This is a genomic window from Corallococcus macrosporus DSM 14697 (genome assembly GCF_002305895.1).
Taxonomy (GTDB): domain Bacteria; phylum Myxococcota; class Myxococcia; order Myxococcales; family Myxococcaceae; genus Myxococcus; species Myxococcus macrosporus.
In genome coordinates this window covers 3,484,696-3,506,529 of sequence record NZ_CP022203.1, presented here as the reverse complement: position 1 = coordinate 3,506,529, position 21,834 = coordinate 3,484,696, and the positions used below count along the sequence as shown (strand labels likewise).

The following is a 21,834-nucleotide window of genomic DNA, read 5'->3' as shown; positions in this document are numbered from 1 at the left end:
CCCCCGCGCCGCCGTGCCCGCTCCCCTACCCCGCGCGCGAGCCCGGCGGCGGCGCACCGTTGCCGCTGGCTGGCGTCACGGTGGGGACCTCGTCGGTGGCGCCGAAGAGGCCCCGCACCACGGCGGCGATGGCCAGGGGCGTGCCCACGCGCTCGTCGTAGTGCGGCGTCAGCGCCTGGGCGAACTCCTCGGCCGTCGGGAAGCGGTCCTCGGGACGCTCCGCGAAGGCCCGGGCCACCACGGCCTCCAGCGCCTCGGGGATGTCGGGCCGCAGCTCGCGCAGGGGCCGGTACTGCCGGGCGCGGATGGCGTTGAACACGGCGTCCGGCGTCGTGCCGGTGAACGGGCGCGCCAGCGTCAGCAGCTCGTAGAGCACCACCGTGGCCGCCCACAGGTCGGCCTCCGGGCTCACCTCACCGAGCAGCGACTCGGGGGACAGGTAGTAGGGCTTGCCCAGCACGTCTCCGCCCTGGAGCTTGCCGTCCACCAGCACGCGCGACACGCCGAAGTCGCCCAGCTTGATTTCGCCCACGCGGGAGATGAACAGGTTGGAGGGCGACACGTCGCAGTGGACGATGCCCAGCCGCTCCCCCTGCGGCCCCGTGGCCGAGTGCGCGTAGGCGAGCGCCTCCAGCAGCACTTTGCCCAGGTACACCGCGAAGTCGAGCGGGAGCGGAATCCCCCGCACCTTGCAGCGCCGGAGGATCTGCCCCAGGTCGCGGCCGTCCACCAGCTCCATCACGATGAAGTAGATGCCCTCCAGCTCGCCGGCATCCAGCACCGTGACGATGTTGGGGTGGTGGAGCTGCTTGGACAGCTGCGCCTCGCGGGCGAACAGCGCCACCGACTCCGGGTCCTGCGTCAGCGCCGGGAGCAGCCGCTTGAGCGCCACCGTCCAGCCCTCGCGCGGGCCGGAGAGCACCCGCGCCCGGTACACCTCCGCCATGCCGCCCTTCCCCAGGACGGAGAGGACCTCGTAGTTGCCGAAGAACCGCGTGGTCTTCTGCGGGGGAGGCGGCTGGCTCACGGCGTAGTGTTTCCGGCTCCCGCCGGCGGGCGGCCGAGCATCCGCTTTCGGGAGCGCTGCTGCTGCATGAGCGCTTCCAGGTCCTTGATCTCCTCCCGGAGCGCCTGCTCCACCGCCGCCTCCGACGCGCGGCCCGACGGCGTCCAGCCCAGGTCATAGGCCCGGCGCAGCGAATCGCGCGCGCGCGCGCGGCTGCCCTCCCGCAGGTACGCGTAGGCCAGCCACAGGTGGACGTCCGCGCGCCCCAGCCCCTTGCCCGCCTCCAGCGTCTTGACCGCGCGGGCCACGTCGTTGAGCGCGAGCTGGCTGGCCCCCAGGCCCACCACCGCCGCGGCGTTGCGCGCATCCCGCGACAGCGCCAGCTCGAAGTGGCGCTGCGCCACCGCCGCGTTGCCCGCCAGGAGCTGACGCTGGCCCTCCTCGACGGGGGAGACTTCGCCCTGCTTGCCCAGGCCCGCGGCCACCTGCGCCGCGGACGAGCCCGCGCTCTCCGCGGTGGGCGCGGGCGCGGCGGCGCGGCGCGCCGCCTCCACCGCGTCCCCGGCGCCCGCCACGGGCTTGAGGAGCAGCAAGGCGTCGTCCTTCAACACCGGGGAGTGGCACCCGTCCTTCAGGCGGAACAGCGCAGTCATCACCCCGTCTTCCGGGTTGAACACGACCAGCACGGGCTGGTTCACCCGCGGCTCACAGTGCGGCCCCGTCTGGCAGAGCAACACCTGGCCCACCAGGACGTTGTCCTGGAACTCGCCAGAGAGCACCTCCGTATCGGGCTCGAAGCCGCAGGGGCCGCCCGTCGTGAACCCCACCAGCCGGTCTCCCTGCATGCGCATGGACACCGTGCCAAAGGAGTCCCCTTGATAGGAGCTCGACACCGTGGGTGGTCCCGCCCACGCGAGGCCGGAGGCAACGGAAAGGACCGTCGCGAGACCCTTGTTCAATAGCGAGGGCGGCATATGTGGGTGGATTCGGGCTCTTTCCATCATAGAGGTCCCGCGCCTGCCTTGTAAACGCGCGAGGATGCCTTGACCCCGCCGCCCCCCGTCCTTATCATTTCCAAAGACTCTGGCGGGAATTCCCAATAGATTCGAGGATTTGCAAGCACTGTAGCTTTGTTCAAGGGCTGTCCCCTGCGGGGCGCGTGATGCTCGGCAGAAATTCGAACCGATACGTCCATTCCGGGGTCCGTTTCGGTCTCCATGTGCAAGCCCTCCCCTCTCACGAGGGATGAGGGAAGCCTGCGGAGACATGATTTCGGTTCCCACCTGGCTTTTAGAGGGTTCAATGGACGCCGGGCACACGGCCATGCTGCGGGGGACTTTTTCTGTGGAGCGGCGTCGGTGAGCGAGACGGTGGTGGAAGAGGCGGCGGCGAGGAAGCAGACCCTACGCGAGGAGCTCACGGCCCGCCGGAAGGCGATGACGCCGGACCTCATCGATACGCGGGGTCTCAAGGTTCAGTCTCGGTTCCTGGCGGCACCGTATTATCAGAAGGCGCGGACGGTGGCGTTGTACGCCCCCATCCGGGGAGAAGTGCCTACCCGGGATATCCTGATTGCGGCGTTGCAGGACGGCAAGATTGTCTGCTACCCGCTCTCACATGTTCACGGGCGGATTCTTTCGTTCCGCGCCATCAAGTCGGAGAGCGAGCTGGAGCCGGGGCGGCTGGGGGTGCGCGAGCCCACCAACTCCTCGGACCTCATCGCGGTGGACCAGATTGACCTCTTCGTGGTGCCGGGCCTGGGGTTCACCCGGGAAGGCAAGCGGCTGGGGCGCGGGGGTGGTTACTACGACGCCACCCTCCGCGCGGCCAGTCAGCGCAGTCGGCGGGTGGGCCTGGCGTTCAACGACCAGGTGGTCCCCGTCCTGCCCACGACTGGGGATGACGTCGACATGGACCTGGTCGTAACGGAGTCTGAGTCCCTGCGCGGCCTGTACCGCGACTGGGACTTCCTCGATACGTGAAAGTCCTCTTCATGGGGGACGTGGTGGGCCGCCCGGGACTCCAGGCGGTCCGCACGCTCCTTCCGAGGGTCCGCGCGCAGCACGGCGTGGACGTGGTGGTCGCCAACGCGGAGAACAGCGACCAGGGCTCGGGCATCACTTCAGAGACGGCCCACTACCTGCTCGACAGCGGCGTCCAGCTGCTGACGAGCGGTAACCATTTCTACTCCAAGAAGGCCATCCTCCCCTGGGTGAAGGAGCATCCGGACCTGCTCTTGCGTCCGGCCAACTACCCCAAGGGCACGCCGGGCAAGGGCCACGCCCTGGTGAAGCTGCCGGATGGCCGCGCCCTGGGCGTCATCAACCTGGAGGGGCGCGTCTTCATGCGCACCGAGGCCAGCCCCTTCGAGGTGGTGGAGGGGTTGGTGGAGGAGCTGCGCCAGCAGACGCCCTGCATCCTGGTGGACATGCACTGCGAGGCCTCCAGCGAGAAGAACGCCATGGGCGTCCACCTGGACGGGCGGGTGTCCGTGGTGGTGGGGACGCACACGCACGTGCAGACGGCGGACGAGCGCGTCCTCCCCGGGGGCACGGCCTTCATCACCGACGTGGGGATGTGCGGGCCGCTGGACTCGGTCATCGGGATGAAGAAGGAGTCCTCGCTGGCGCGCTTCATGGGCAAGACGGCGCCCTATGAAGTGGCGGAGCGGCTCGTCTACCTGCAGGGCGTGGTGGCCGACCTCGACGACGCCACCGGGCGGGCGCGGAGCATCCACCGCGTGCGCGAGCACCTGCCAGGCACCTGAAACACCCGCGCGGAAGTGCGTCCACGGCCGACGCACTTCGGGTAGCTTGCGGCGCCATGAATCCGGACGCGCTGCGCAAGGCGACCCCCGAGGAGCAGTTCGAAGAAGTGACCCGTGGCACGGTGGACCTCCACTCGGCCGAAGACCTGAAGAAGAAGCTTCGGCATTCGTATGACACGGGCAAGCCGCTCATCATCAAGGCGGGCTTCGACCCGAGCCGGCCGGACCTGCACCTGGGCCACTCGCTGCTGCTGACGCGCATGCGGCGCTTCCAGGAGTTCGGCCACACGGTGGTGTTCCTCATCGGCGACTTCACCGGGCTGATTGGTGACCCGACGGGCCGCAACGCCACGCGCCCGGCGCTGACGCGCGACGAGGTGAAGGCCAACGCGGAGACCTACAAGAAGCAGGTCTTCAAGGTGCTGGACGAGGCGAAGACGCAGGTGCGCTTCAACTCCTCCTGGCTGGACACGCTGGGGACGGAGGGGATGATTCGCCTCGCCTCGCGCTACTCGGTGCAGCGCATGCTGGAGCGCGACGACTTCAAGAAGCGCTTCCGCGGCGAGGTCTCCATCTCCATCCACGAGTTCCTCTACCCGCTCCTGCAGGGCTACGACTCCGTGGTGCTCAAGGCGGACGTGGAGCTGGGTGCCACGGATCAGCTCTTCAACCTGCTGGTGGGCCGGCAGTTGATGAAGGAGGACGGCATGGCGCCCCAGGTCATCATGACGGGGCCCATCCTGGAGGGGCTCGACGCGAAGCTGGTGGAGGGGAAGATTGCCGGCGCCAAGATGTCCAAGAGCCTGGACAACTACGTGGGCATCGACGAGCCGGCGAACATCATCTTCGGCAAGCTGATGAGCATTACCGACGACTTGATGTGGCGGTACTACGAGCTGCTCTCCTCCAAGAGCGTCAAGGAGCTGGCGCAGATGCGCGCCCAGGTGGAGTCCGGCGCGCTGCACCCCAAGGCGGCGAAGGTCGCCTTCGCGCAGGAGATGACGGCGCGCTTCCATGGCGCGGAGGCCGGGGTGAAGGCCGCCGAGGACTTCGAGAAGCGCTTCGCGAAGAAGGAGCTGTCCACGGACGAGCTCCCCCTGGTGGAGGTGTCCCTGGGCGGCGCGGAGAGGCTGCCGGTGACGAAGCTGCTCCCGGAGACGAAGCTGGTGGCCTCGGCCACCGAGGCGCGCAAGCTGATGGCGCAGGGCGGCGTGCGCGTCAACGGCGAGAAGGTGACGGACGCCAAGGCGGAGCTGGGCGCCGGGGAGTACACGGTGCAGGTGGGCAAGCTGAAGGCGGCCCGCGTGAAGCTCGGTTGAATCTCCGGCCGGTGACGGCCGTCGCAGGCGCAGGATGACTCCCCGGCCCCTCCTCCCGAGGGGCGCGGCGGGGACTGCTGTAGACTCCCGTGCGCCATGCGTCTTCCCCTCCCCTGTCTTGCCCTGTTGCTGGGCGTGTCGCTGCCGGCGCTCGCGGCCCGCGGCGTCTTCGTGTCCGACGTCGCGGTGGACGCCGTCGAGCAGCCCGAGTCCCGCAAGGTCGTCTTCACGGTGGAGGCCGGACGGCCCTACCCACTGGTGAAGAAGGGCGGCCCCAGCCGCGCCTGGTGCAAGCTGCAAGGCGCGTCCACCGAGGGCTGGGTGCTGTGTGATGGCGCGCCGGAGTCCACCGCGTCCGCCGCCCCCAGCGCCGCGGACCTGGTGGCCGCGGACCGGGCCCACGCAGAGCAACGGGCGCGGGGCGTCGCGGGAGGTGGCGCCCGGCGCGAGGCGACGGACGGGCGCTCCCGCGCGGAGGCCGGAAACATCGCGAGCGACTCGCCACCTGCGAGCAGCGGTGCCCGGCGGCAGCGGCTGGCGGAGGCAGGCCGGGCTTCAGCCCCGGGAGCTCCCGCCGAGGGACGGCAGGTCGTGCTCAGAGGTCCAGCGGGCAGCGCCGCCGTCCAGGGCGTGGCGGACGAAGACACCGGCGATTCGGACGAGGAACAGGCGGCCCCGGTGAGTTGGAAGCCGGCCACCGGCTGCGCGACGACGTGTGACAGCGCGCCGTTGTTCGCGAAGCCACCGGCCCTGTCCGCCATGGACCGCGAGGTGCTGGCGCTGTGCCCCGCGCGGCCAGACGCCAGCGTGAGCGAGGGCGACGTCCGGCGCTTCCTCTCCCGGCACTATGACGACGCCCGCCTCCAGCGAGCCCTGTCGGTGGCGGGCCGCCCCGGCGCGCGGCAGGCCAACATCGACTGGCTCACGGGGCTCTGGGTCAGCACGGGGCCTCGCAACGCCTTCACGCACGTCTTCTGCGGAGACGACTGGCAGCGCGGGCCCATTGGGGGGCTCCACTTCCTGCCGCGCTATGCGCAGCTCGAGGCGGAGGGGCGCATCTGCTACCAGGGCCCGGCGCGCGGCGGCGCGGCCTTGAAGGGGGACGCCTACACCATCCGCTTCAAGGGCGTGGCCCCCTGGTCCTGCGGGAAGAAGCACATCGGCGGCTTCTCGCGCTCGCCGGACGCGGTGGGCATCATGTCCATTGGCACGCGGGCCTTCGCGAGGTGCTGCGCGCGCGGCGGGGCCAGGAAGGAAGGCGGCGTGTACTCGGCGCCGGACCTGGGCGGCACGAACTGGCGCATCTGGTGCGGCACGCGCAACGGCACCTACGGCATCGCCACCCTGCACCCCACGGACGACGAGGCCACCTGCGGGGAATGAGCCCGGGCCGAGCGGCCCACTCCCCGCGGCGCCGCGCGCTACTTCGCCGCGCCCACCGTGAGCACATTCCCGGCCGAGTACGCGGTGAACTCCGGCGCGTACATGGACTGCACGGTGGCGGGGCCCACCTTGAACTGGCCGCCCATGTTGGCGCGCAGCCGGTACTTGAAGGTGTACTCACCGGCGGGCAGCCGCTCGAAGAAGAAGTTGGTGCCGGAGTCCCGCGTCTCCTCGTACCAGGCGATGCCCAGGTCCCAGCGGTGGCGGGACTGCACGTTCTCCGGCTCCAGGCCCGCGGCGCGAGGGTCTCTCAGGTGCACGTACTCCGCCGCGTGCTTCGCGCGCAGGGAGAGCTGCACCTCCACCTCGTCCCCGGGCAGCACGACGGCGCCCTCCGCCAGCGGCACCAGCGTGGCCTCACGCCCCTGCCGCTCGCGCAGGAAGTAGCGCCGCGACACCTGGAAGAAGTCCCCGCGCTCGCTGTCCGGCAGCTTCTCCGTGGAGAAGTGCCACGTCGCGGACGCGAAGGCGAAGCCCGGCGTCGTCTTCTCCACCACCACCGAGCTCATCGTCGCCGGGTCCAGCTCCGGCCCGGGCACGACGACCTGGTTCTTCTTGCCCGTGTACTCGTCCGGAGAGAAGGACATGCGCACCACGCGCGGGCCCACCGTCACCTGGGCGTCCTCGCGCACGCCCAGCGCGCCCTCCGCCTGGAGGTACTTCACCAGCGCGTACAGCGACTCCGCCGTGGCGCGGGTGGACTTCCAGTGGTTGAGCTTCTTGTCCAGCAGCAGCCACTGGACCAGGCCCTCGCGGCGGGCGTCCTTCGGGTTCAGCTCCGTCAGCGTGCGCAGCGCGAAGGCGTGCGTCTCCGTGGTGTCGTTGTACCAGAGCCAGCTCCGGTCCTCTGGCGCCCAGTACGTGCCCAGCTCGGCGCTCGTCTTCGCCGAGTCCATGACGCTCTCCCAGACGCGCCTGGCGTCCGCGGCGCGCCCCACCCGCTTCAGCGTCAGCGCCAGGTAGCCCTTGAGGTACGGCGAGTGCTGCTTCCAGTGCTTGTAGCTGAAGGCGAGCATCCGCTCCCGCTCCGCCGCCGTGAGCGCGTCCCCGGTGTAGCGCGCGTTCGGATACGCGGAGGCCGTGTAGTTGAGGAAGGTGAGGAACTCCCAGCCGCGTCCCTCCTTCATCAGCTTCGTCGCGTACTCCTCGCGGAAGTGCCGCGCCAGGTAGCCCCAGGCGGCGCGCGTGATTTCCGGTGGCACCTCCACGCCGAACTCCATCGCGCGGGACAGGCCGTGCACGATGTAGAGCGTCATGTACGGCGACGGCGGGCCCCCCGGCCACCAGGGGAAGCCGCCGCTGGACGTCTGCGCCTTGCGCAGCTTCGCCAGCGCGGACGTGCGCTCGGCGGCGGCCACCTTCGGATCCAACACCTTCACCAGTCCGGCCTCGGGCCCCGCGCCGCCCCTGGCCAGCTCCAGCCAGGGCGTCTCCTCCAGGGCCATCTTCCGGTTGGGGTCCACCGAGTCCCACGTCTCCAACGGCGTGGAGCGCTCGCTGAGCTGCTTCGCCATCCGCGCCACCGACGGGTACTGCCCGTACAGGCTGGACAGGATGCCCGTGGACACGAAGCGGTTGAGCGTCTGCTCCGTGCACTCGTAGGGGTAGTTCACCAGGTACGGCAGGGCCTGGAGCGCCGAATAGAACAACTGCGTGTCCACCGTGACGACGAGCTGTTCGTTCACCCGCGTCGCGTCACCGCCCGCGCGCAGGTCCTCGAACGTCATCGTCTTGGAGTCCTTGCCCTTCAGCGTGACGAAGCGCGACTGCGCCAGGTGCATCCGGCCGGGCAGCAGCGGCAGCGGGCGCAGCTCGCCGTCGCTGTGGCTCGCCGTGCGCGCCTCCACGCGGAAGGCCACCGTCCCCACCCGGGTGGGCGTGGTGAGCGGGAAGCGCAGCCGCGTCCCCTTCCCCGCCGCCACGTTGAAGGCCTGAGAGGCCTGCTGCACGCCGAAGTCCGCCAGCATGCTCTTCCGCGAGTCCGGGTCCACGATGTCCAACGTGAGCGTGCCCTGCATCGGCTGCGCGCCCGCGTTGTTCACCATCACCTCCAGCACCGCGCGGTCCCCCTCGCGGAGGAAGCGCGGCACGTAGGGGCGCACCATCAGCTCCTTCACGCTGCGGGAGGTGCGCTGCAGCGAGCCGCCCTTCAAGTCCCGGGTGAGGGCGTGGACCCAGACGCTCCACGCCGTCACCGAATCCGGCACGGTGAACTCCAGCGTCGCCGAGCCATCCGCCCCGGTGAGCACCTGGGGCAGCCAGAACGCCGTCTCCGCGAAGTTGGAGCGCAGGCCCTCCGCCGCTTCCGGGCTCGCGGCCCCGCGCCCCGGGCCCCGTCCTTCCTCGCCTCCGTCACCACTCCGGATTGGGCAGCCCCCTCAGCGGGCGACGGAGGCGGTGGCGGTGGTGCGGCCGGAGCCGGCGGCGCCGCCACGGCCAGGGGCGCGGCCGCCCGATTCGCCGCCTCCCGCGCGCCACCGAAGCCGCCACCGCGCAGCATCTGCCGGCTCCGCCGCCGTCCCGGGCCGCCCAGGCCCCAGCCATCCTCGAAGCGCAGGGTGTCCGGCTCGGGCCGCTTCCAGCCCGCCACCTCGCCATACCGGTCATTCACCACCCAGCGGGTGTCACTCAGGCCCACTGACGGATTCACGTTCAGGTACGCGTGCCGCTGGGGATACAGCGACGCCACGCTGGGCGGGTTCTGCTTCGCGAACAGGTCCAGGGACTGGTCGTACATGTACGCGAGCAGCTCGGCCGTGCCCGCCTCCACCTTCGCCCCCTTCGGCCCCCGCACCGTCACCCGCCAGGTCTCCTTCGCGCCCGGGCGCAGCGTGTCGCGGAAGGTGGCGAACTCCAGCTTCAGCTCCTTGTCGTCCCAGGGCACGAAGAGCGACTTCGAGAGGCTGATGTACTGGTAGTCCCGCACCGTCGACAGCACCACGGTGAAGCCGCCGCGCAGCTCCGCCGTCACGGGCACCTCCACCACCGTGGAGGACCGCCCCCCGGTGAGCTCACGCCGCCAGACGCGGCGCTCTCCCTGGTAGAGGTCGAGCAGCAGCGGCTGCCCCTGGAACCCCGACACGGCCAGCAGCCGCGCCACCTCGCCCACCCGCACCGTCTCCCGCTCGGCCGCAAGCGCCGCGGGGACCGCGAGGGGCGTCGACCGGCCAGCCACCAGCAGCTCGCGCCCCACGGTGTACGTCTGTCCGAACGCGTCCTTCGTCTCGTAGTGCAGCCGGTACGCCCCCGGCTTGAGCGGCGGCAGCTTGAGCACGGCCACCCCTTCCGCGTCGTGCTCCACCGCGCCCTTCGCCCGCTCCTCCCCATCCGCCCAGCCGCGGATGGCGGAATCCGGCGACCACGTGCCGAACCACCGGGGGCGCAGGCTGTCGCCGGGCGTGGGGGTGAAGCGTGCCTCGGGGTCCTTGTACTCCGGCAGGCCCTGGGGCTCGTCCGCGGGCAGCAGCGGCTGCGCGGGCTGCTTGAGCGCCACCAGCCGCCACGTGCCGGGCCCCGGCTGCGGCGCCCCATCCAACGTGGCGCGCGTCAGCCGGACCTCGGCCGGGGTGCCCTCGCGGGCGAAGCCCGTCTCCAGGTCCACGCGCGTCTCCACGGCGACGAAGCCCAGCCGGAAGGCGCGGCTGGCCGAGCGCGTCTCCCCGCCCTCGTCCGTCGCGTCCGCCTCGATGCGGTAACGCCACGTCAGCCCCGGCGTCGCCGCGGACCGCTCATCCGCCTCGGGCGTGAAGCCGATGGTGAAGCCTCCATCCGCGCCCAGCGACGAGGTGCCCGTCGCCACCACCTGGCGCTCCCGGGCGCCAGCGTGCGCGCGGCCCCACCACCACCAGGGCAGCACCGGCTCGCGGAACGCGCGCCACCGCACGGCGCCGGACGTCACCGGCATGCCGAAGTAGTAACGGGCCTCGCCGTGGAACGTCGCGGGCCGGTTGAGCCGCAGCGGCGCCTTGGCGTCCTTCAGCGTCACCTCGAAGGTGGGGCGCTTGTACTCCTCCACGCGAATCCGCGCGGTGCCGCCCGCGCTCACGCGCACGGCCCACGCGCCCAGCATCCGGCCGGTGGGGATGGTGAACTCGCCCGCCGCCGAGCCGAAGTCATTGGTGCGGACCTCGCGGGACTCCACCACCTGGTAGTTCGGGTCCACCAGCGTCACGTGGAGCGGATGGTTCGGCAGCGTCTGGTAGCGCGCCTGCTCACCCCGGCCGCTGTAGGCCACCGCCTTCCACTGCACCTTCTGCTGGGGCCGGTACACGGCGCGGTCGGTGAAGACGAGCGAGGACTGCCTGTCCCCGGGCTCATGGCGTTTGTAGAACGGGATGTGGCCGGGGTGCATCAGCGCGTCGCGGCCCCGGCCGGCCACCAGGATGAAGTTGCGGTAGCCCTCGCCCGGAACCGAGTCGAAGGAGGCCATGCCGTCCGCGTCCGAGGTGCCGCGCGCCGCCTCGCTGAAGCCGCGCTGGTAGTCCATGCGGATGAGCCGCAGGGGGACCTTGGGCACGGGCTGGCCCGTGTCCCCGTCCACCACGCGGACCTCCAGGAGCCGCCCCCCCACGCCGCGCGTGATGAGCACCCAGTGCGTCACCGTCAGGTACACCGCGACGATGCGGTTGCCCGTGGCGCGGTAGTCCTCATGGGCGGACGCCGTGATGATGTACGTGCCCCGCGCCGTGAGCGGCGGCGTGACGAAGGTGCGGTGCTCCCGGAAGTCCCCCGTCTTCGGCAGCGGCACGCTCCAGGTGGCCACGGCGCGCTGGCTCTTCACCAGGGCGCGCAGCTTCTCGCCCTCTGGCAGCACGTTGTAGTCATCCACCCGGGTCAGCCGCTTCTCCAGGTCGAACGCGTACGCGCGGAAGTGCAGCGTGGACACGTTGCGGTGGGTGACCTCGATGGAGCGGCGGCGCGGGCCGTCCGACGACAGCGTGCCCATGCTGAACTCGGGCGCCTCGATGGCGCTCACCAGCGCCTGGCAGCGCTGCGCCCCCTTGGACTGGGGATGGGTGGCCGCGCAGGCCTTCGCCAGCGCATGGGCCTTCACCGCGTGGTCCGCCGCGTGCTCCAGCTCCGCGAGCTGCGCCTGCCCCATGGTGGACCAGGACGCGTCGCGGAACGCGGGCAGGAAGGCGGCCAGGTGCTGGCGGATGCGGGTCCGGTCCTCCTTGTCCGTGAAGTGCTGGTGCAGCACCGCGTAGCGTTGCAGCCGGGCCTCCAGCACGGACTCGCGCCGGCCCGCCGCCTGGTGCCACGCCTCCAGGTCCCCGAGCACCGCCGCCACCTTCACCAGCGGATGGACGCCGGGGTCCGCCAGCGCCGCCGTGGGCGTCCCCTCCAGGAGCGCGCCCAGGTCCAGGCGGTAGACCTCGTTGGCCTGCTCGGGCCGCCAGTGCGAGCTGTCCGCCAGCAGGGCCACGCGCAGGTAGGACACGGCGTCCCGCACCGTGGAGCGCAGGCCCACCGGGTAGGTGTTGGGCTTCACGTACTCGGCCAGCGCCTTCAGCGGCTCGCCGCCGAGCTGCTGCCGCTGCTTCCAGACCTCCTCGTAGGCCCGCTGCGCCTCGGTGAGAATCTCCTCGTACGTCCACGACTTGAGGTCCACCGGCCCGGTGGACGCCACGGCCTCGCGCTGGCGAACCTCCCAGCCATGGACCTGCGCGTAGGTGACGAGCGTGCTCGCGTAGAAGAGGTTCAGCGTCGCGCGGTGCAGCACGCCCTTGGGCCAGGGCTGCTCGCGCAGGAAGCGCACCGCCGTTTCATGGCCATGCAGCGCGGTGCGAAGTTGCACCGTGCGCACCAGGGCCCGCGTCCAGTCGGCCTCGTCGCCCTGGGCCCTGGCCCGCGTCAGGCGGGCCTCGGAGGCCTGGGCGGCGGCCTCCAGCTTCTGCTCGTCGACCATCGCCTCGATGGCCTTCCACGACGGAGGCGCCTTGCCCTGCCCCAGCACGGGCGAGGCCAGCAGCAGCAGGGAGAGCAGCCAGAAGCGAAGGAGGGGTGCGCGGGTCCAGGGAGTCCGGTGCATGTCGGCACTCTAGACACAGCCGGGCACCCGGACGTTCCACAATGAACGTCAGGTCGCCTCGGGGGCCTCTGGCGCGCGGCGGCGAAGCCCCACCAGGTAGACCTCCATGCTGGCGCCGCGGGTGGCCTCCGGGCGGACCACCTTCACCTCCTCGAAGAGGGCGCGGAGCTGGTTGCGGAAGTCCTCGAAGTCACGGCCCATGAAGACCTTGGCCACGAAGGACGAGCCCGGCCTGCCCCGCGTGGCGGACACCTCCAGCGCCTTGCCCGCCAGCCGCAGGCTGCGGGCCTCGTCGGTGGCCTTGATGCCGCTCGTCTTGGGCGCCATGTCGGAGATGACGGCGTCGAAGAGGCCGTCGTGGAGCTCCAGCAGCTTCGCGTCGAAGTCGTCCGCGAGCACGTCCAGCACCGCCGTCTGCACGAAGGGCTGACTGAAGGGACGGATGGCGACGATGTCCACGCCGATGACGCGGCCCTTGGGGCCCACGGCCTCCGCCAATATCTGGAGGAAGCCCCCCGGCGCCGCGCCCAGGTCGAGCACCACGTGCCCCTTCTTCACCATGGGGAAGCGCTTGATGAGCTCATCGACCTTGAAGGCCGAACGAGCCCGCAGGCCTTCTTGCTTGGCCTTCTGGAAATAGTGGTCTTTAGGACGGTAGGGCTTGCCCATGTCAGAGGGGCTCCCTAGCATCCGCTACTGTCTTCGGGAAGCCGGAGCAGTCGCGGGTGTCACTGCCCGTGCAACGGCCAGTCCGGAGGACGTTGGATGGGCACCACCCGGAGCGTGATGACGGCGCTGTGCATCGCCCTGCTGTCGGCGGGGGGCGCCGCCTACTGCTACACCCGCGCGGACGCCCTCCAGGTGCAGGGCCAGTGGTTGATGGAGCGTGGCACCGCCCAGGCGGAGGACTACGCGGAGCGGCTGGACGGCGCCGCGGCGGACGCGCAGCTCAAGACGTTCGCCGAGCGGCGGGTCATCCTGGAGAAGGCGCATGTGTGGCAGCGCGGCATGCTGCTGGGCGTGCTGGCGGCGGCCATCGCGGCGGTGTCCGCGTACCTGCTGTTCCTCCTCAAGCGGCTGAACGACCAGTTGCTCGACGCCACGGGCGGCGGCGCGCAGGAAGGCGCCGCCCGGGAGCCCGCCTCCCAGGAGTCCGTTCAAGGCTTGATGCCCAGTCCGCAGCGCTGAGGGCTCGCCGGGGGCGGTGGGCCGCTGGCACAATGGCGGCCTCGTCTCATGGAGGAGGCCATGCCCGGCTGCGCGCACTGTGGACACCGGCTCGACATCATCGCGAACCAGGTGGGCCGGCGGGACGCCTGTCCCCACTGCGGAGAGGACATCCGTTCGTGCCGCAACTGCCGGCACTTCGACCTGGGCGTGGCGAAGGAGTGCAAGGAGCCCTTCGCCGAGGTCCCCAAGGACAAGGACGGCGCCAACTTCTGTGAGCTGTTCCAGATTGGCGAAGGCGGCCTCCATGAGAAGGAGCGCCGGGACGCGCTGCTGAGCGCCGCGGAGGCGCTGTTCCGCAAGAAGTGACGCGGCCCGCCACGCGAGCCCCCCGCTGGCCCTGGCGCGCGAGGAGCGCCGCGACGGGCACGCTATAGTCCGCGCCTCCCGAGAGAGGGGTGCGGATGCGGTGGTTGAAGAATCTCTACGTCCAGGTGCTGCTGGCCATCGCCGTGGGCGTCATCCTGGGCTGGCTGCGCCCGGACCTGGGCGAGGCCATGAAGCCGCTGGGCGACGGCTTCATCAAGCTGGTGAAGATGATCATCGCGCCGGTCATCTTCCTCACCATCGTCGCGGGCATCGCGAAGATGGGCGACCTCAAGCACGTGGGCCGCATCGGCCTCAAGGCACTCATCTACTTCGAGGTGCTGACGACGCTGGCGCTCGTCGTGGGGCTGGTGGTGGTGAACACCCTGAAGCCCGGCGTGGGGATGAACATCGACCCGGCGCAGATCGACACCTCCGGCATCACCCAGTATCGCGCGTCCGCCTCCCAGCAGGGCACCCTCCCCTTCCTGCTGGACATCATCCCGCATGACTTCCTGTCGGCCTTCACGGAAGGGAAGCTGCTCCAGGTGCTGCTCGTCGCGGTGCTGACGGGCGTGGCGCTCACGCGCCTGGGGCCCATGGGACAGCGCGTGCTGGATTTGTCCGACGACCTGGCCCAGGTCTTCTTCGGCATCGTCGGGATGATCATGAAGCTGGCGCCGCTGGGCGCCTTCGGCGCCATGGCCTTCACCGTGGGCAAGTTCGGCGTCGAGTCCCTCAGCTCGCTGGGGCGGCTGCTCATCGCCGTCTACGTCACCTGCGCCCTCTTCGTCTTCGTCGTCCTGGGCCTGGTGGCGCGGCTGTCCGGCTTCTCGCTGTGGAAGCTCCTGCGCTACATGCGCAGCGAGCTGCTGCTGGTGCTGGGGACGTCATCGTCCGAGTCCGCCCTGCCCCGCCTGCTCAAGCGGCTGGAGACGCTGGGCTGTGACAGGGGCGCCGTGGGCCTGGTGCTGCCCACGGGGTACTCGTTCAACCTGGACGGGACGTGCATCTACCTGACGATGGCGGCCATCTTCATCGCCCAGGCGGTGAACATCGACCTGACGCTGGGCGAGGAGCTCACCCTGCTGGGCGTGCTGCTGCTGACGTCCAAGGGCGCGGCGGGCGTGACGGGCTCCGGCTTCATCACGCTGATGGCCACGCTGGCGGCGCTCAACGGCAAGGTGCCGGTGGAGGGCGTGGCCCTGCTGCTGGGCGTGGACCGCTTCATGTCGGAGGCCCGGGCCATCACCAACGTCATCGGCAACGCCGTGGCGACGCTGGTGGTGTCCAGGTGGGAGGGCGTGCGTGACGACGCCGTCATGCACGCCGAGCTGGCGAGCGGGCCCAAGCCCCTGGAAGGGTTGAACCTGGGCCACGGCACCTGAGGCGGCGCGGCTTTCAGAAGCCGTAGATCTTCGAGATGATCTCCTTCATCACCTCGGAGGTGCCACCGCCGATGGTGATGAGGCGCACGTCGCGCCACATGCGGGCGATGGCCGTCTCCTCCACGTAGCCCATGCCGCCGTAGAACTGCTGGCAGTCGTAGGCCACGCGCTGGGCCAGGTCACCGGCGAACAGCTTCGCCATGGAGACCTCCTTCACCGGGTTCTCCTTCCGGTCGAAGAGGTCCACCGCGTGGTACGTCAGCCGCCTGGCCGCCTCGATGGCCGTCAGGTGCTCCACGAACTTGTGGCGCCACACCTGGAACTTCATCAGCGGCCGGCCAAAGGCCTCGCGCTCGTTGCCGTACTGGATGGAGTCCTCCACCATCCGCTCCATGCCCGCCACCGTGGTGATGGCGCCCACCAGGCGCTCACCCTGGAAGTTGGTCATGATGTGGTAGAAGCCCTCGTTCTCCTCGCCCAGCACGTAGCGGGCCGGAATCCGGCAGTCCTCGAAGTAGAGGACGGCCGTGTCCGAGGACAGGTTGCCCACCTTGTCCAGCTTCTTGGAGACGCCGAAGCCCTTCACGTCCGTGGGGAAGGTCACCAGGGAGATGCCGCCGTAGCCGGCCTCGCCCGTGCGCACCGCCAGCGTGATGAAGTCCGCCCGCGTGCCGTTGGTGATCCACATCTTCGAGCCGTTGATGACGTAGTCATCCCCGTCCCGGCGCGCCGTCGTCTTGATGCTGGCCACGTCCGAACCGCAGCCCGGCTCGCTCACGCCCAGCGCGGCGATCTTCTCACCCTTGAGCGCCGGCTCCAGGAACTCGCGCTTCTGCTCGTCCGTCCCAATCTCGTTGATGATGGGCGTGGCCATCTGGCTCTGCACCAGCAGCGCCATGTTGACCCCCGCGTTGAGGCTGCGGCTCAGCTCCTCCGCGAACACCGTCACGTACCAGTAGTCCAGCCCGCTGCCGCCGTACTTCGGGTCGTGGTTGATGCCCAGGAAGCCCAGCTCGCCCGCCTGCTTGAACAACTCCTTGGGGAAGATGCCCGCCCGGTCCCACTCGAGGCTGTGCGGCGTCATCTCCTTCTCCACGAAGCTGCGCACCGTGTTGCGGAAGGCCTCGTGTTCCTCTGTGAATGGGTGGGGCATGGGGTGTCCTCGCGAAAGGATTGATTCTCAAGTCAATAACAGGCGCCTCCAGGTGCCACAAGCACCGCCACCTCGGCACACAGTTCCCCTCCCCGTGGCCAAGGGACACACGTCCCGCGCCGTGTCATTTTCCCCTGCCCGCTCCGCGGTCGGGCATTAGACGTGCCGGAGAGGAGATAGTCCGCATCCCGGAGTATCCCCTTGACAGACAGTTCAGAGGCTGTAGTTTCCGGGGCGCAGAATTTCCATGTAGAAGCCGGCGCGGAAGTGTCTCCCTGGGGACAGATGCCCCGTGACCGGCAGGAGCAGGACGACCGTGATTCGACGCATGTGGATGGCCGCGGCAATGGCAGCGGTGGTGACGACGGGCTGTGGCAAGGCCGGCAACAAGCCGGCCCTTCCCGAGCAGACGGGCCCCGCGGCCCTGGGCGTGCGCGCCATCGCTCCGTCCACGGAGCTGAGCGCCGACGTCACGCGCGTGACGGGGCAGATCCGCTCGAAGAACGAGGCGGTCCTCGGCCCCCAGGCCACCGGCACCATCTCCAAGATGAACGTGCGGGTGGGTGACAAGGTGAAGAAGGGCCAGGTGCTGGCGGTGCTGGACGCCTCCAACGTCTACATCAACGTGGAGCAGGCGCGGGCCGTGAAGCAGGCGGCGGACGCCGGGCTGGAGCTGGCCACCAGCACCCTGGAGCGCACCCGCAAGGTGGCGGAGTCCGGTGGCGTGGCCGCCGCCGGGTTGGACCAGGCGGTGATTGCCCAGAAGCAGGCCGCCGCCCAGGCCGCCCAGGCCGCCGCGTCGCTGAAGCTGGCGGAGGAGATGCTGCGCGACCACTCCATCACCGCGCCCTTCGACGGCGTCATCACCGCCCGGACGAAGAACGTCGGTGACTCGGTGGCCATGACGCCCTCCACCCCGGTCTTCAGCATCGTCGACACGACGGGGCTGGAGGTCCGCGCGCAGGTCCCCGAGTCCGTGGTGGACAAGGTCCAGGTGGGCAGCAAGACGCAGGGCACGCTGAGCCCCAGCGGCGCGCGCTTCGACGTGCAGGTCGCCGTCGTGGGCGCGGTCGTGGACGCCACCAACCGCACGGTGGAGGTCCTGGCGGACGTGGTGGGCGAGCCCTCCACGGCGCTGCGCCCCGGCGCCCTGGTGGAGCTGGACTTCTCCACCGCGGGCGAGGCCGACGACAAGGGCCTCTTCCTCCCCACCCAGGCCGTCAGCGCCCGGGGGCAGGAGGGCTTCGTGTGGGTGGTGCAGGACGGCACGGTGCGCAAGCGGGATGTGCGCGTCGAGCGGGTGCTGCCTGGCTATGTCCGCATCCTCCAGGGACTGGGCGCCGACGAGCGCGTGCTCGCCGACTCCTCTCTGGACGTGAAGGAGGGCACGGCCGTCCGCGTGGTGCAGTGACGCCTGCCCTCCCCTTTCAAGTTCGGAGCCCCTGAATGCTCAAGACATTCATCACCCGCCCTGTCTTCACCGCGATGCTGATGCTCGCGTTGGTCGTTTTTGGCATCAACGCCTACCCACGCATCGGCGTGGACCAGTTCCCCGACGTGGAGTTCCCCGTCGTCACCGTCACCACGGTGCTGCCCGGCGCGGACCCGGAGTCGATGGAGAAGAACGTCAGCGACCCGCTGGAGGAGGCGCTCAACACCCTCAACGGCGTGGAGCAGCTGCGCTCCATCAACCTGGAGAGCGTGTCCCAGGTCGTCGTCCGCTTCACCCTGGACACCGAGGTGGACGTGGCGTCCCAGGACGTGCGCGACCGCGTCCAGGCCACGCTGAGCAAGCTGCCGGCGGAGATTGAGACGCCGGTGGTGGAGAAGTTCGACATCGGCGCGGCGCCCATCATGACGCTGTCGCTGTCCGGCGCGCTCCCCATCGAGGAGATGACGCGCGTGGCCGAGGACGTCGTGAAGCCCGCGCTCCAGCGGCAGCCGGGCGTGGGCAGCATCGACGTCGTCGGCGGCCGCGAGCGTGAAATCCAGATCGTCGTGGACCCGGAGCGGCTGCGGGGCTTTGGCCTCGCCGTCAGCGACGTGAGCCAGGCCGTGCGGGCGCAGAACCTGGACGTCCCGGGCGGCCGCACCATGGACGGCGGCCGTGAGCGCGTGGTGCGCCTCACGTCCGAGGCCAAGAGCGTGGACGAGCTGCGCAACATCATCATCGCCAGCCCCAACGGCGCGCCGGTGCGCGTGCGTGACGTGGCGGACGTGGTGGACGGCCCGGAGGAGGCGCGCTCCAGCGCCAAGAGCGGGGACCGCAGCGCCGTGGCGCTGGTGGTGCGCAAGCAGTCAGGCTCCAACACGGTGCAGGTGGCCGAGGCCATCAAGGAGTCCCTGGGCGAGGTCAACAGCCTGCTGCCCGAGGGCGTGCGCACGGAGATGGTGACGGACAACTCGCGGTTCATCCGCTCGTCCATCGCCGCGGTGCAGTTCGACCTGGTGCTCGGCGGCTTCCTGGCCGTGCTCATCGTGCTGGTGTTCCTGCGCAACCTGAACTCCACGCTGGTGGCCGCCATCGCGCTGCCGGTGTCCGTCGTGGGCACCTTCGCCGTCATGGCGGCCCTGAACTTCACGTTCAACGTCGTGACGATGCTGGCGCTGACGCTGTCCATCGGCCTGCTCATCGACGACGCCATCGTGGTCATCGAGAACATCGTCCGTCACCTGGAAGAGGGGAAGACGCCCATGCAGGCGGCGCTCGAGGGCGCCGGGCAGATCGCGCTCGCGGTGTTCGCCGTGACGCTCGCCATCGTCGCCGTGTTCATCCCCGTGGCCTTCATGGACGGCATGATGGGCATGTTCTTCTACCAGTTCGGCGTGACAGTGGCCGTGGCGGTGCTCATCTCCTACGCCGTGTCCATGACGCTCACGCCCATGCTGTCGTCGCGCATGCTGAGCCACCACGGCAGCCCCAAGGGCCTCTCCGCGGCGGTGGAGAAGGTCCTGGTCGCCACGGAGACGGGCTACCGCAACATCCTGGCCAGCATCCTGCGGCACCGGGCCATCACCCTGGTGGTCGCCGTGGGCGTGCTCTTCCTCACCTTCTTCATGGCCGGCTTCCTGAAGTTCACGTTCATCCCGGAGCAGGACAACGGCAACATCAAGCTGGCGGTGGAGCTGCCCATCGGCTCGACGCTGCAGGAGACCCAGGCGGAGCTGGACGCGCTGGACGCGCAGGTCCGCGCCCTGCCCGGCATCGACTCCACCTTCGCCACCGCCGGCGGCGGCGTGCAGGAGGAGGTGCACAAGGGCGAGCTGCTCATCAACCTGGTGCCGCTGAAGGAGCGCGGCTTCAACCAGGGCGAGCTGAAGACGTACCTGCGCGGCGCCATCAAGCCCCGCAGCGGCGTCGTCGTCACGGTGCAGGATGTGGCGGCCGTCGGCGGTGGCGGTGCCCGCACCCAGCAGATCCAGTTCAACCTGCGCGGTGACGACTGGGACGAGGTCGTGAAGTCCGCCGACAAGGTGATTGCCGAGATGCGCAAGAACCCGGGCCTGGTGGACGTGGACATGACGTTCCGCTCCGGCAAGCCGCAGTACGACGTCAAGGTGGACCGCGAGCGCGCGGCCGCCCTGGGCGTGCCGGCGGCCTCGCTGGGCACCACGCTCCGCGCCTTCCTGGGCAAGGACAAGTTCGGCGACTACCGCGAGGGCGGCGAGACGTACGAAATCAAGCTGGCGCTGCCGACCCGGACGCTGGCCTCCGCCGACGCGCTGGGCAAGCTGACCGTGCGCAGCACCACGGGCCAGCTGGTGGAGCTGCGGAACTTCGCGTCCGTGACCCCGGCCGACGGCCCGGTGCAGATCGACCGCGAGTCGCAGAAGCGGCAGATCACCCTGCTGGCCAACCTGGCCTCGGGCTACGCGCTGAGCGACGGCATGAACTTCCTCAACGAGTACGCGGCGAAGGAGCTGCCCAAGACGGTCATCTACGACTTCGAGGGTAACGCGAAGGAGATGGGCAAGTCGGTGGCGGCCTTCGGCTCGGCCCTGCTGCTGGGCATCGTCCTCATCTACATGATCCTGGCGGCGCAGTTCGAGAGCTTCATCCACCCCTTCACCATCATGATGTCGCTGCCCTTCGCCCTCATCGGCGCCATTGGCGGCCTGCTCATCACCGGCCAGGCCATGTCCATGTTCGCCCTCATCGGCGTCATCATGCTCATGGGGCTGGTGGTGAAGAACGGCATCCTCCTGGTGGACTTCACGCTGCAACTGCGTGAGGAAGGCAAGACGGCGACCGAGGCCCTGCTCCAGGCGGCGCCTGTCCGTCTGCGCCCCATCCTCATGACGACCATCGCGATGATCGCCGGCATGATTCCGGTGGCGGTCGCCAAGGGTGACGGCGCGGAGACGCGCGCGCCCATGGCCATCACCATCATCGGCGGCCTGGTGACGTCCACGTTCCTCACCCTGGGCGTGGTGCCGGTGGTGTACTCGCTGATGGACCAGCTCATCGAGAAGTTCAAGAAGCGCAAGGGTCCGGGCGAGGCCTCGGGCACGCCGCACTCGGTGGGTCCGAAGCACGACGCTGACGCGCCTTCCGTGGCCGCCGCGGCCCGGGTGGAGACGGCTTGATGCGGCGGCCGGAGGACAGACCGGCCGCTCTCGCGAACCGGCGAGGCGACGCGGGCGCGGAGGGACAGGACCTCCCCGAGGACGGCGGCTCCGAGGAGAGCCACGGTCTGGAGGACGAGGTGGACGCCTCCACGCCCGAGTCGCGGCGCCTCCACGCGTTGCTGATTGAGTTCAGCCGCTACCGCTCCCTGAAGAACCCGCTGGCGGGCATCTGCGAGGACCTCCAGCTCACGCCCACGCAGATGCATGCGTTGTCGTGGCTGGGGAACGACGGTCCGGTGCAGGTGGGCGTCCTGGCCCAGCGGGTGGGCATCACCCGGAAGACCATCACCGGGGTGGTGGACCGGCTGGAGAGCATGGGCCTGGTGGAGCGGACCCGTGACGTGGAGGACCGGCGCGCCGTCGTCGTGCGCCTCACCCAGCCGGGCAGCAACGTCTTCGCCCGCATCGACCGGGGCCTGGACGCGAGCCTGCGGCGCGTGCTGGACCTGATGGGCCCCGAGGACCGGGACGCCGTGTTCGGCATCCTGGAGCGGATGCTGGCGCGGCTGACGGCCGAGGCCGAGGCGGCCGACGACGACTCCCAGGCGGGCTGAGCAGCCTTTTC

The 21,834-nt window shown here is 70.1% G+C and carries 16 protein-coding genes and 1 other RNA gene; 11 read left to right on the top strand and 6 right to left on the bottom strand.

The window, feature by feature from the left end:
* Window positions 1–25: 25 nt before the first annotated feature.
* Both MYMAC_RS14725 and MYMAC_RS14720 read right to left on the bottom strand, forming a co-directional pair.
* The gene (locus MYMAC_RS14725; RefSeq protein WP_095958557.1) at window positions 26–1,027 is read right to left on the bottom strand and encodes a serine/threonine-protein kinase; all 1,002 of its coding nucleotides are present in this window, start codon (window positions 1,025–1,027) and stop codon (window positions 26–28) included.
* Complete coding sequence (locus tag MYMAC_RS14720; RefSeq protein WP_239989534.1) at window positions 1,024–1,899, bottom strand: tetratricopeptide repeat protein; 876 nt, start codon at window positions 1,897–1,899, stop codon at window positions 1,024–1,026. The genes MYMAC_RS14725 and MYMAC_RS14720 overlap by 4 nt, the downstream gene beginning before the upstream one ends.
* Window positions 1,900–2,148: 249 nt before the next feature.
* Here MYMAC_RS14720 and ssrS point away from each other — a divergent pair.
* From ssrS to MYMAC_RS14695, 5 genes are all read left to right on the top strand, one after another.
* Window positions 2,149–2,345, top strand: a non-coding RNA gene (ssrS, locus tag MYMAC_RS14715) — 6S RNA.
* Window positions 2,346–2,364: 19 nt separating this feature from the next.
* A complete protein-coding gene (locus MYMAC_RS14710; protein WP_013939549.1) occupies window positions 2,365–2,988 on the top strand; it encodes a 5-formyltetrahydrofolate cyclo-ligase in 624 nt (207 codons plus the stop codon).
* Window positions 2,985–3,773 (top strand): TIGR00282 family metallophosphoesterase, encoded by a 789-nt coding sequence (locus tag MYMAC_RS14705; RefSeq protein ID WP_043710987.1) that lies wholly within the window; start codon window positions 2,985–2,987, stop codon window positions 3,771–3,773. Before MYMAC_RS14710 ends, MYMAC_RS14705 begins: the two co-directional genes overlap by 4 nt.
* Before the next feature lie 56 nt (window positions 3,774–3,829).
* A complete protein-coding gene (gene tyrS / locus MYMAC_RS14700) occupies window positions 3,830–5,092 on the top strand; it encodes a tyrosine--tRNA ligase (protein WP_095958555.1) in 1,263 nt (420 codons plus the stop codon).
* A 96-nt stretch (window positions 5,093–5,188) separates the two neighbouring features.
* Window positions 5,189–6,475: an EndoU domain-containing protein gene (locus MYMAC_RS14695; protein ID WP_095958554.1), complete on the top strand. Its 1,287-nt coding sequence runs from the start codon at window positions 5,189–5,191 to the stop codon at window positions 6,473–6,475.
* A gap of 38 nt (window positions 6,476–6,513) precedes the next feature.
* Here MYMAC_RS14695 and MYMAC_RS37865 read toward each other — a convergent pair whose 3' ends face one another.
* The 3 genes from MYMAC_RS37865 to MYMAC_RS14685 are packed head-to-tail and all read right to left on the bottom strand — an operon-like array spanning window position 6,514 to window position 13,256.
* Window positions 6,514–8,784 carry an alpha-2-macroglobulin family protein gene (locus MYMAC_RS37865; RefSeq protein WP_239989533.1) on the bottom strand — a complete coding sequence of 757 codons (2,271 nt, stop codon included), beginning with the start codon at window positions 8,782–8,784 and terminating at the stop codon, window positions 6,514–6,516.
* Window positions 8,727–12,566 carry an MG2 domain-containing protein gene (locus tag MYMAC_RS37860; RefSeq protein ID WP_239989532.1) on the bottom strand — a complete coding sequence of 1,280 codons (3,840 nt, stop codon included), beginning with the start codon at window positions 12,564–12,566 and terminating at the stop codon, window positions 8,727–8,729. The genes MYMAC_RS37865 and MYMAC_RS37860 overlap by 58 nt, the downstream gene beginning before the upstream one ends.
* Window positions 12,567–12,614: 48 nt before the next feature.
* Complete coding sequence (locus MYMAC_RS14685; protein ID WP_095958553.1) at window positions 12,615–13,256, bottom strand: SAM-dependent methyltransferase; 642 nt, start codon at window positions 13,254–13,256, stop codon at window positions 12,615–12,617.
* 75 nt (window positions 13,257–13,331) lie between these two features.
* Between MYMAC_RS14685 and MYMAC_RS14680 the strand changes: the two genes are divergently transcribed.
* The 3 genes from MYMAC_RS14680 to dctA all read left to right on the top strand — a co-directional run bounded on the left by MYMAC_RS14680 (window position 13,332) and on the right by dctA (window position 15,487).
* Window positions 13,332–13,754, top strand: a complete 423-nt coding sequence (locus MYMAC_RS14680; protein WP_095958552.1) for a hypothetical protein — start codon at window positions 13,332–13,334, stop codon at window positions 13,752–13,754.
* A 60-nt stretch (window positions 13,755–13,814) separates the two neighbouring features.
* Entirely contained in the window at window positions 13,815–14,102 is a 288-nt protein-coding gene (locus MYMAC_RS14675) for a hypothetical protein (RefSeq protein WP_095961584.1), read from the top strand.
* Between the two features lie 95 nt (window positions 14,103–14,197).
* On the top strand, window positions 14,198–15,487 hold the full coding sequence (gene dctA / locus MYMAC_RS14670) for a C4-dicarboxylate transporter DctA (RefSeq protein ID WP_204817632.1): 1,290 nt from the start codon (window positions 14,198–14,200) through the stop codon (window positions 15,485–15,487).
* Between the two features lie 13 nt (window positions 15,488–15,500).
* Here the strand turns inward: dctA and MYMAC_RS14665 are convergent, their stop codons facing one another.
* On the bottom strand, window positions 15,501–16,640 hold the full coding sequence (locus MYMAC_RS14665; RefSeq protein ID WP_013939540.1) for an acyl-CoA dehydrogenase family protein: 1,140 nt from the start codon (window positions 16,638–16,640) through the stop codon (window positions 15,501–15,503).
* 346 nt (window positions 16,641–16,986) lie between these two features.
* Here MYMAC_RS14665 and MYMAC_RS14660 point away from each other — a divergent pair, with 346 nt between their 5' ends.
* From MYMAC_RS14660 to MYMAC_RS14650, 3 genes are read left to right on the top strand one after another with little or no spacing between them, the layout of a single operon-like run.
* Window positions 16,987–18,051 (top strand): efflux RND transporter periplasmic adaptor subunit, encoded by a 1,065-nt coding sequence (locus MYMAC_RS14660; protein ID WP_013939539.1) that lies wholly within the window; start codon window positions 16,987–16,989, stop codon window positions 18,049–18,051.
* Window positions 18,052–18,086: 35 nt separating this feature from the next.
* Entirely contained in the window at window positions 18,087–21,227 is a 3,141-nt protein-coding gene (locus MYMAC_RS14655) for an efflux RND transporter permease subunit (protein ID WP_095958550.1), read from the top strand.
* Window positions 21,227–21,823, top strand: a complete 597-nt coding sequence (locus MYMAC_RS14650; protein WP_095958549.1) for a MarR family winged helix-turn-helix transcriptional regulator — start codon at window positions 21,227–21,229, stop codon at window positions 21,821–21,823. The genes MYMAC_RS14655 and MYMAC_RS14650 overlap by 1 nt, the downstream gene beginning before the upstream one ends.
* Window positions 21,824–21,834: the final 11 nt, after the last annotated feature.

What these genes read in the sequence shown, in the direction of transcription:
- tyrS (WP_095958555.1), top strand. Translation starts at nt 3,830, where the DNA reads ATGAATCCGGACGCGCTGCGCAAGGCGACCCCCGAGGAGCAGTTCGAA.
- MYMAC_RS14695 (WP_095958554.1), top strand. Translation starts at nt 5,189, where the DNA reads ATGCGTCTTCCCCTCCCCTGTCTTGCCCTGTTGCTGGGCGTGTCGCTG.
- MYMAC_RS37860 (WP_239989532.1), bottom strand. Translation starts at nt 12,566, where the DNA reads ATGCACCGGACTCCCTGGACCCGCGCACCCCTCCTTCGCTTCTGGCTG.
- MYMAC_RS14685 (WP_095958553.1), bottom strand. Translation starts at nt 13,256, where the DNA reads ATGCTAGGGAGCCCCTCTGACATGGGCAAGCCCTACCGTCCTAAAGAC.
- MYMAC_RS14680 (WP_095958552.1), top strand. Translation starts at nt 13,332, where the DNA reads ATGGGCACCACCCGGAGCGTGATGACGGCGCTGTGCATCGCCCTGCTG.
- MYMAC_RS14675 (WP_095961584.1), top strand. Translation starts at nt 13,815, where the DNA reads ATGCCCGGCTGCGCGCACTGTGGACACCGGCTCGACATCATCGCGAAC.
- dctA (WP_204817632.1), top strand. Translation starts at nt 14,198, where the DNA reads ATGCGGTGGTTGAAGAATCTCTACGTCCAGGTGCTGCTGGCCATCGCC.
- MYMAC_RS14665 (WP_013939540.1), bottom strand. Translation starts at nt 16,640, where the DNA reads ATGCCCCACCCATTCACAGAGGAACACGAGGCCTTCCGCAACACGGTG.
- MYMAC_RS14660 (WP_013939539.1), top strand. Translation starts at nt 16,987, where the DNA reads ATGGCAGCGGTGGTGACGACGGGCTGTGGCAAGGCCGGCAACAAGCCG.
- MYMAC_RS14655 (WP_095958550.1), top strand. Translation starts at nt 18,087, where the DNA reads ATGCTCAAGACATTCATCACCCGCCCTGTCTTCACCGCGATGCTGATG.
- MYMAC_RS14650 (WP_095958549.1), top strand. Translation starts at nt 21,227, where the DNA reads ATGCGGCGGCCGGAGGACAGACCGGCCGCTCTCGCGAACCGGCGAGGC.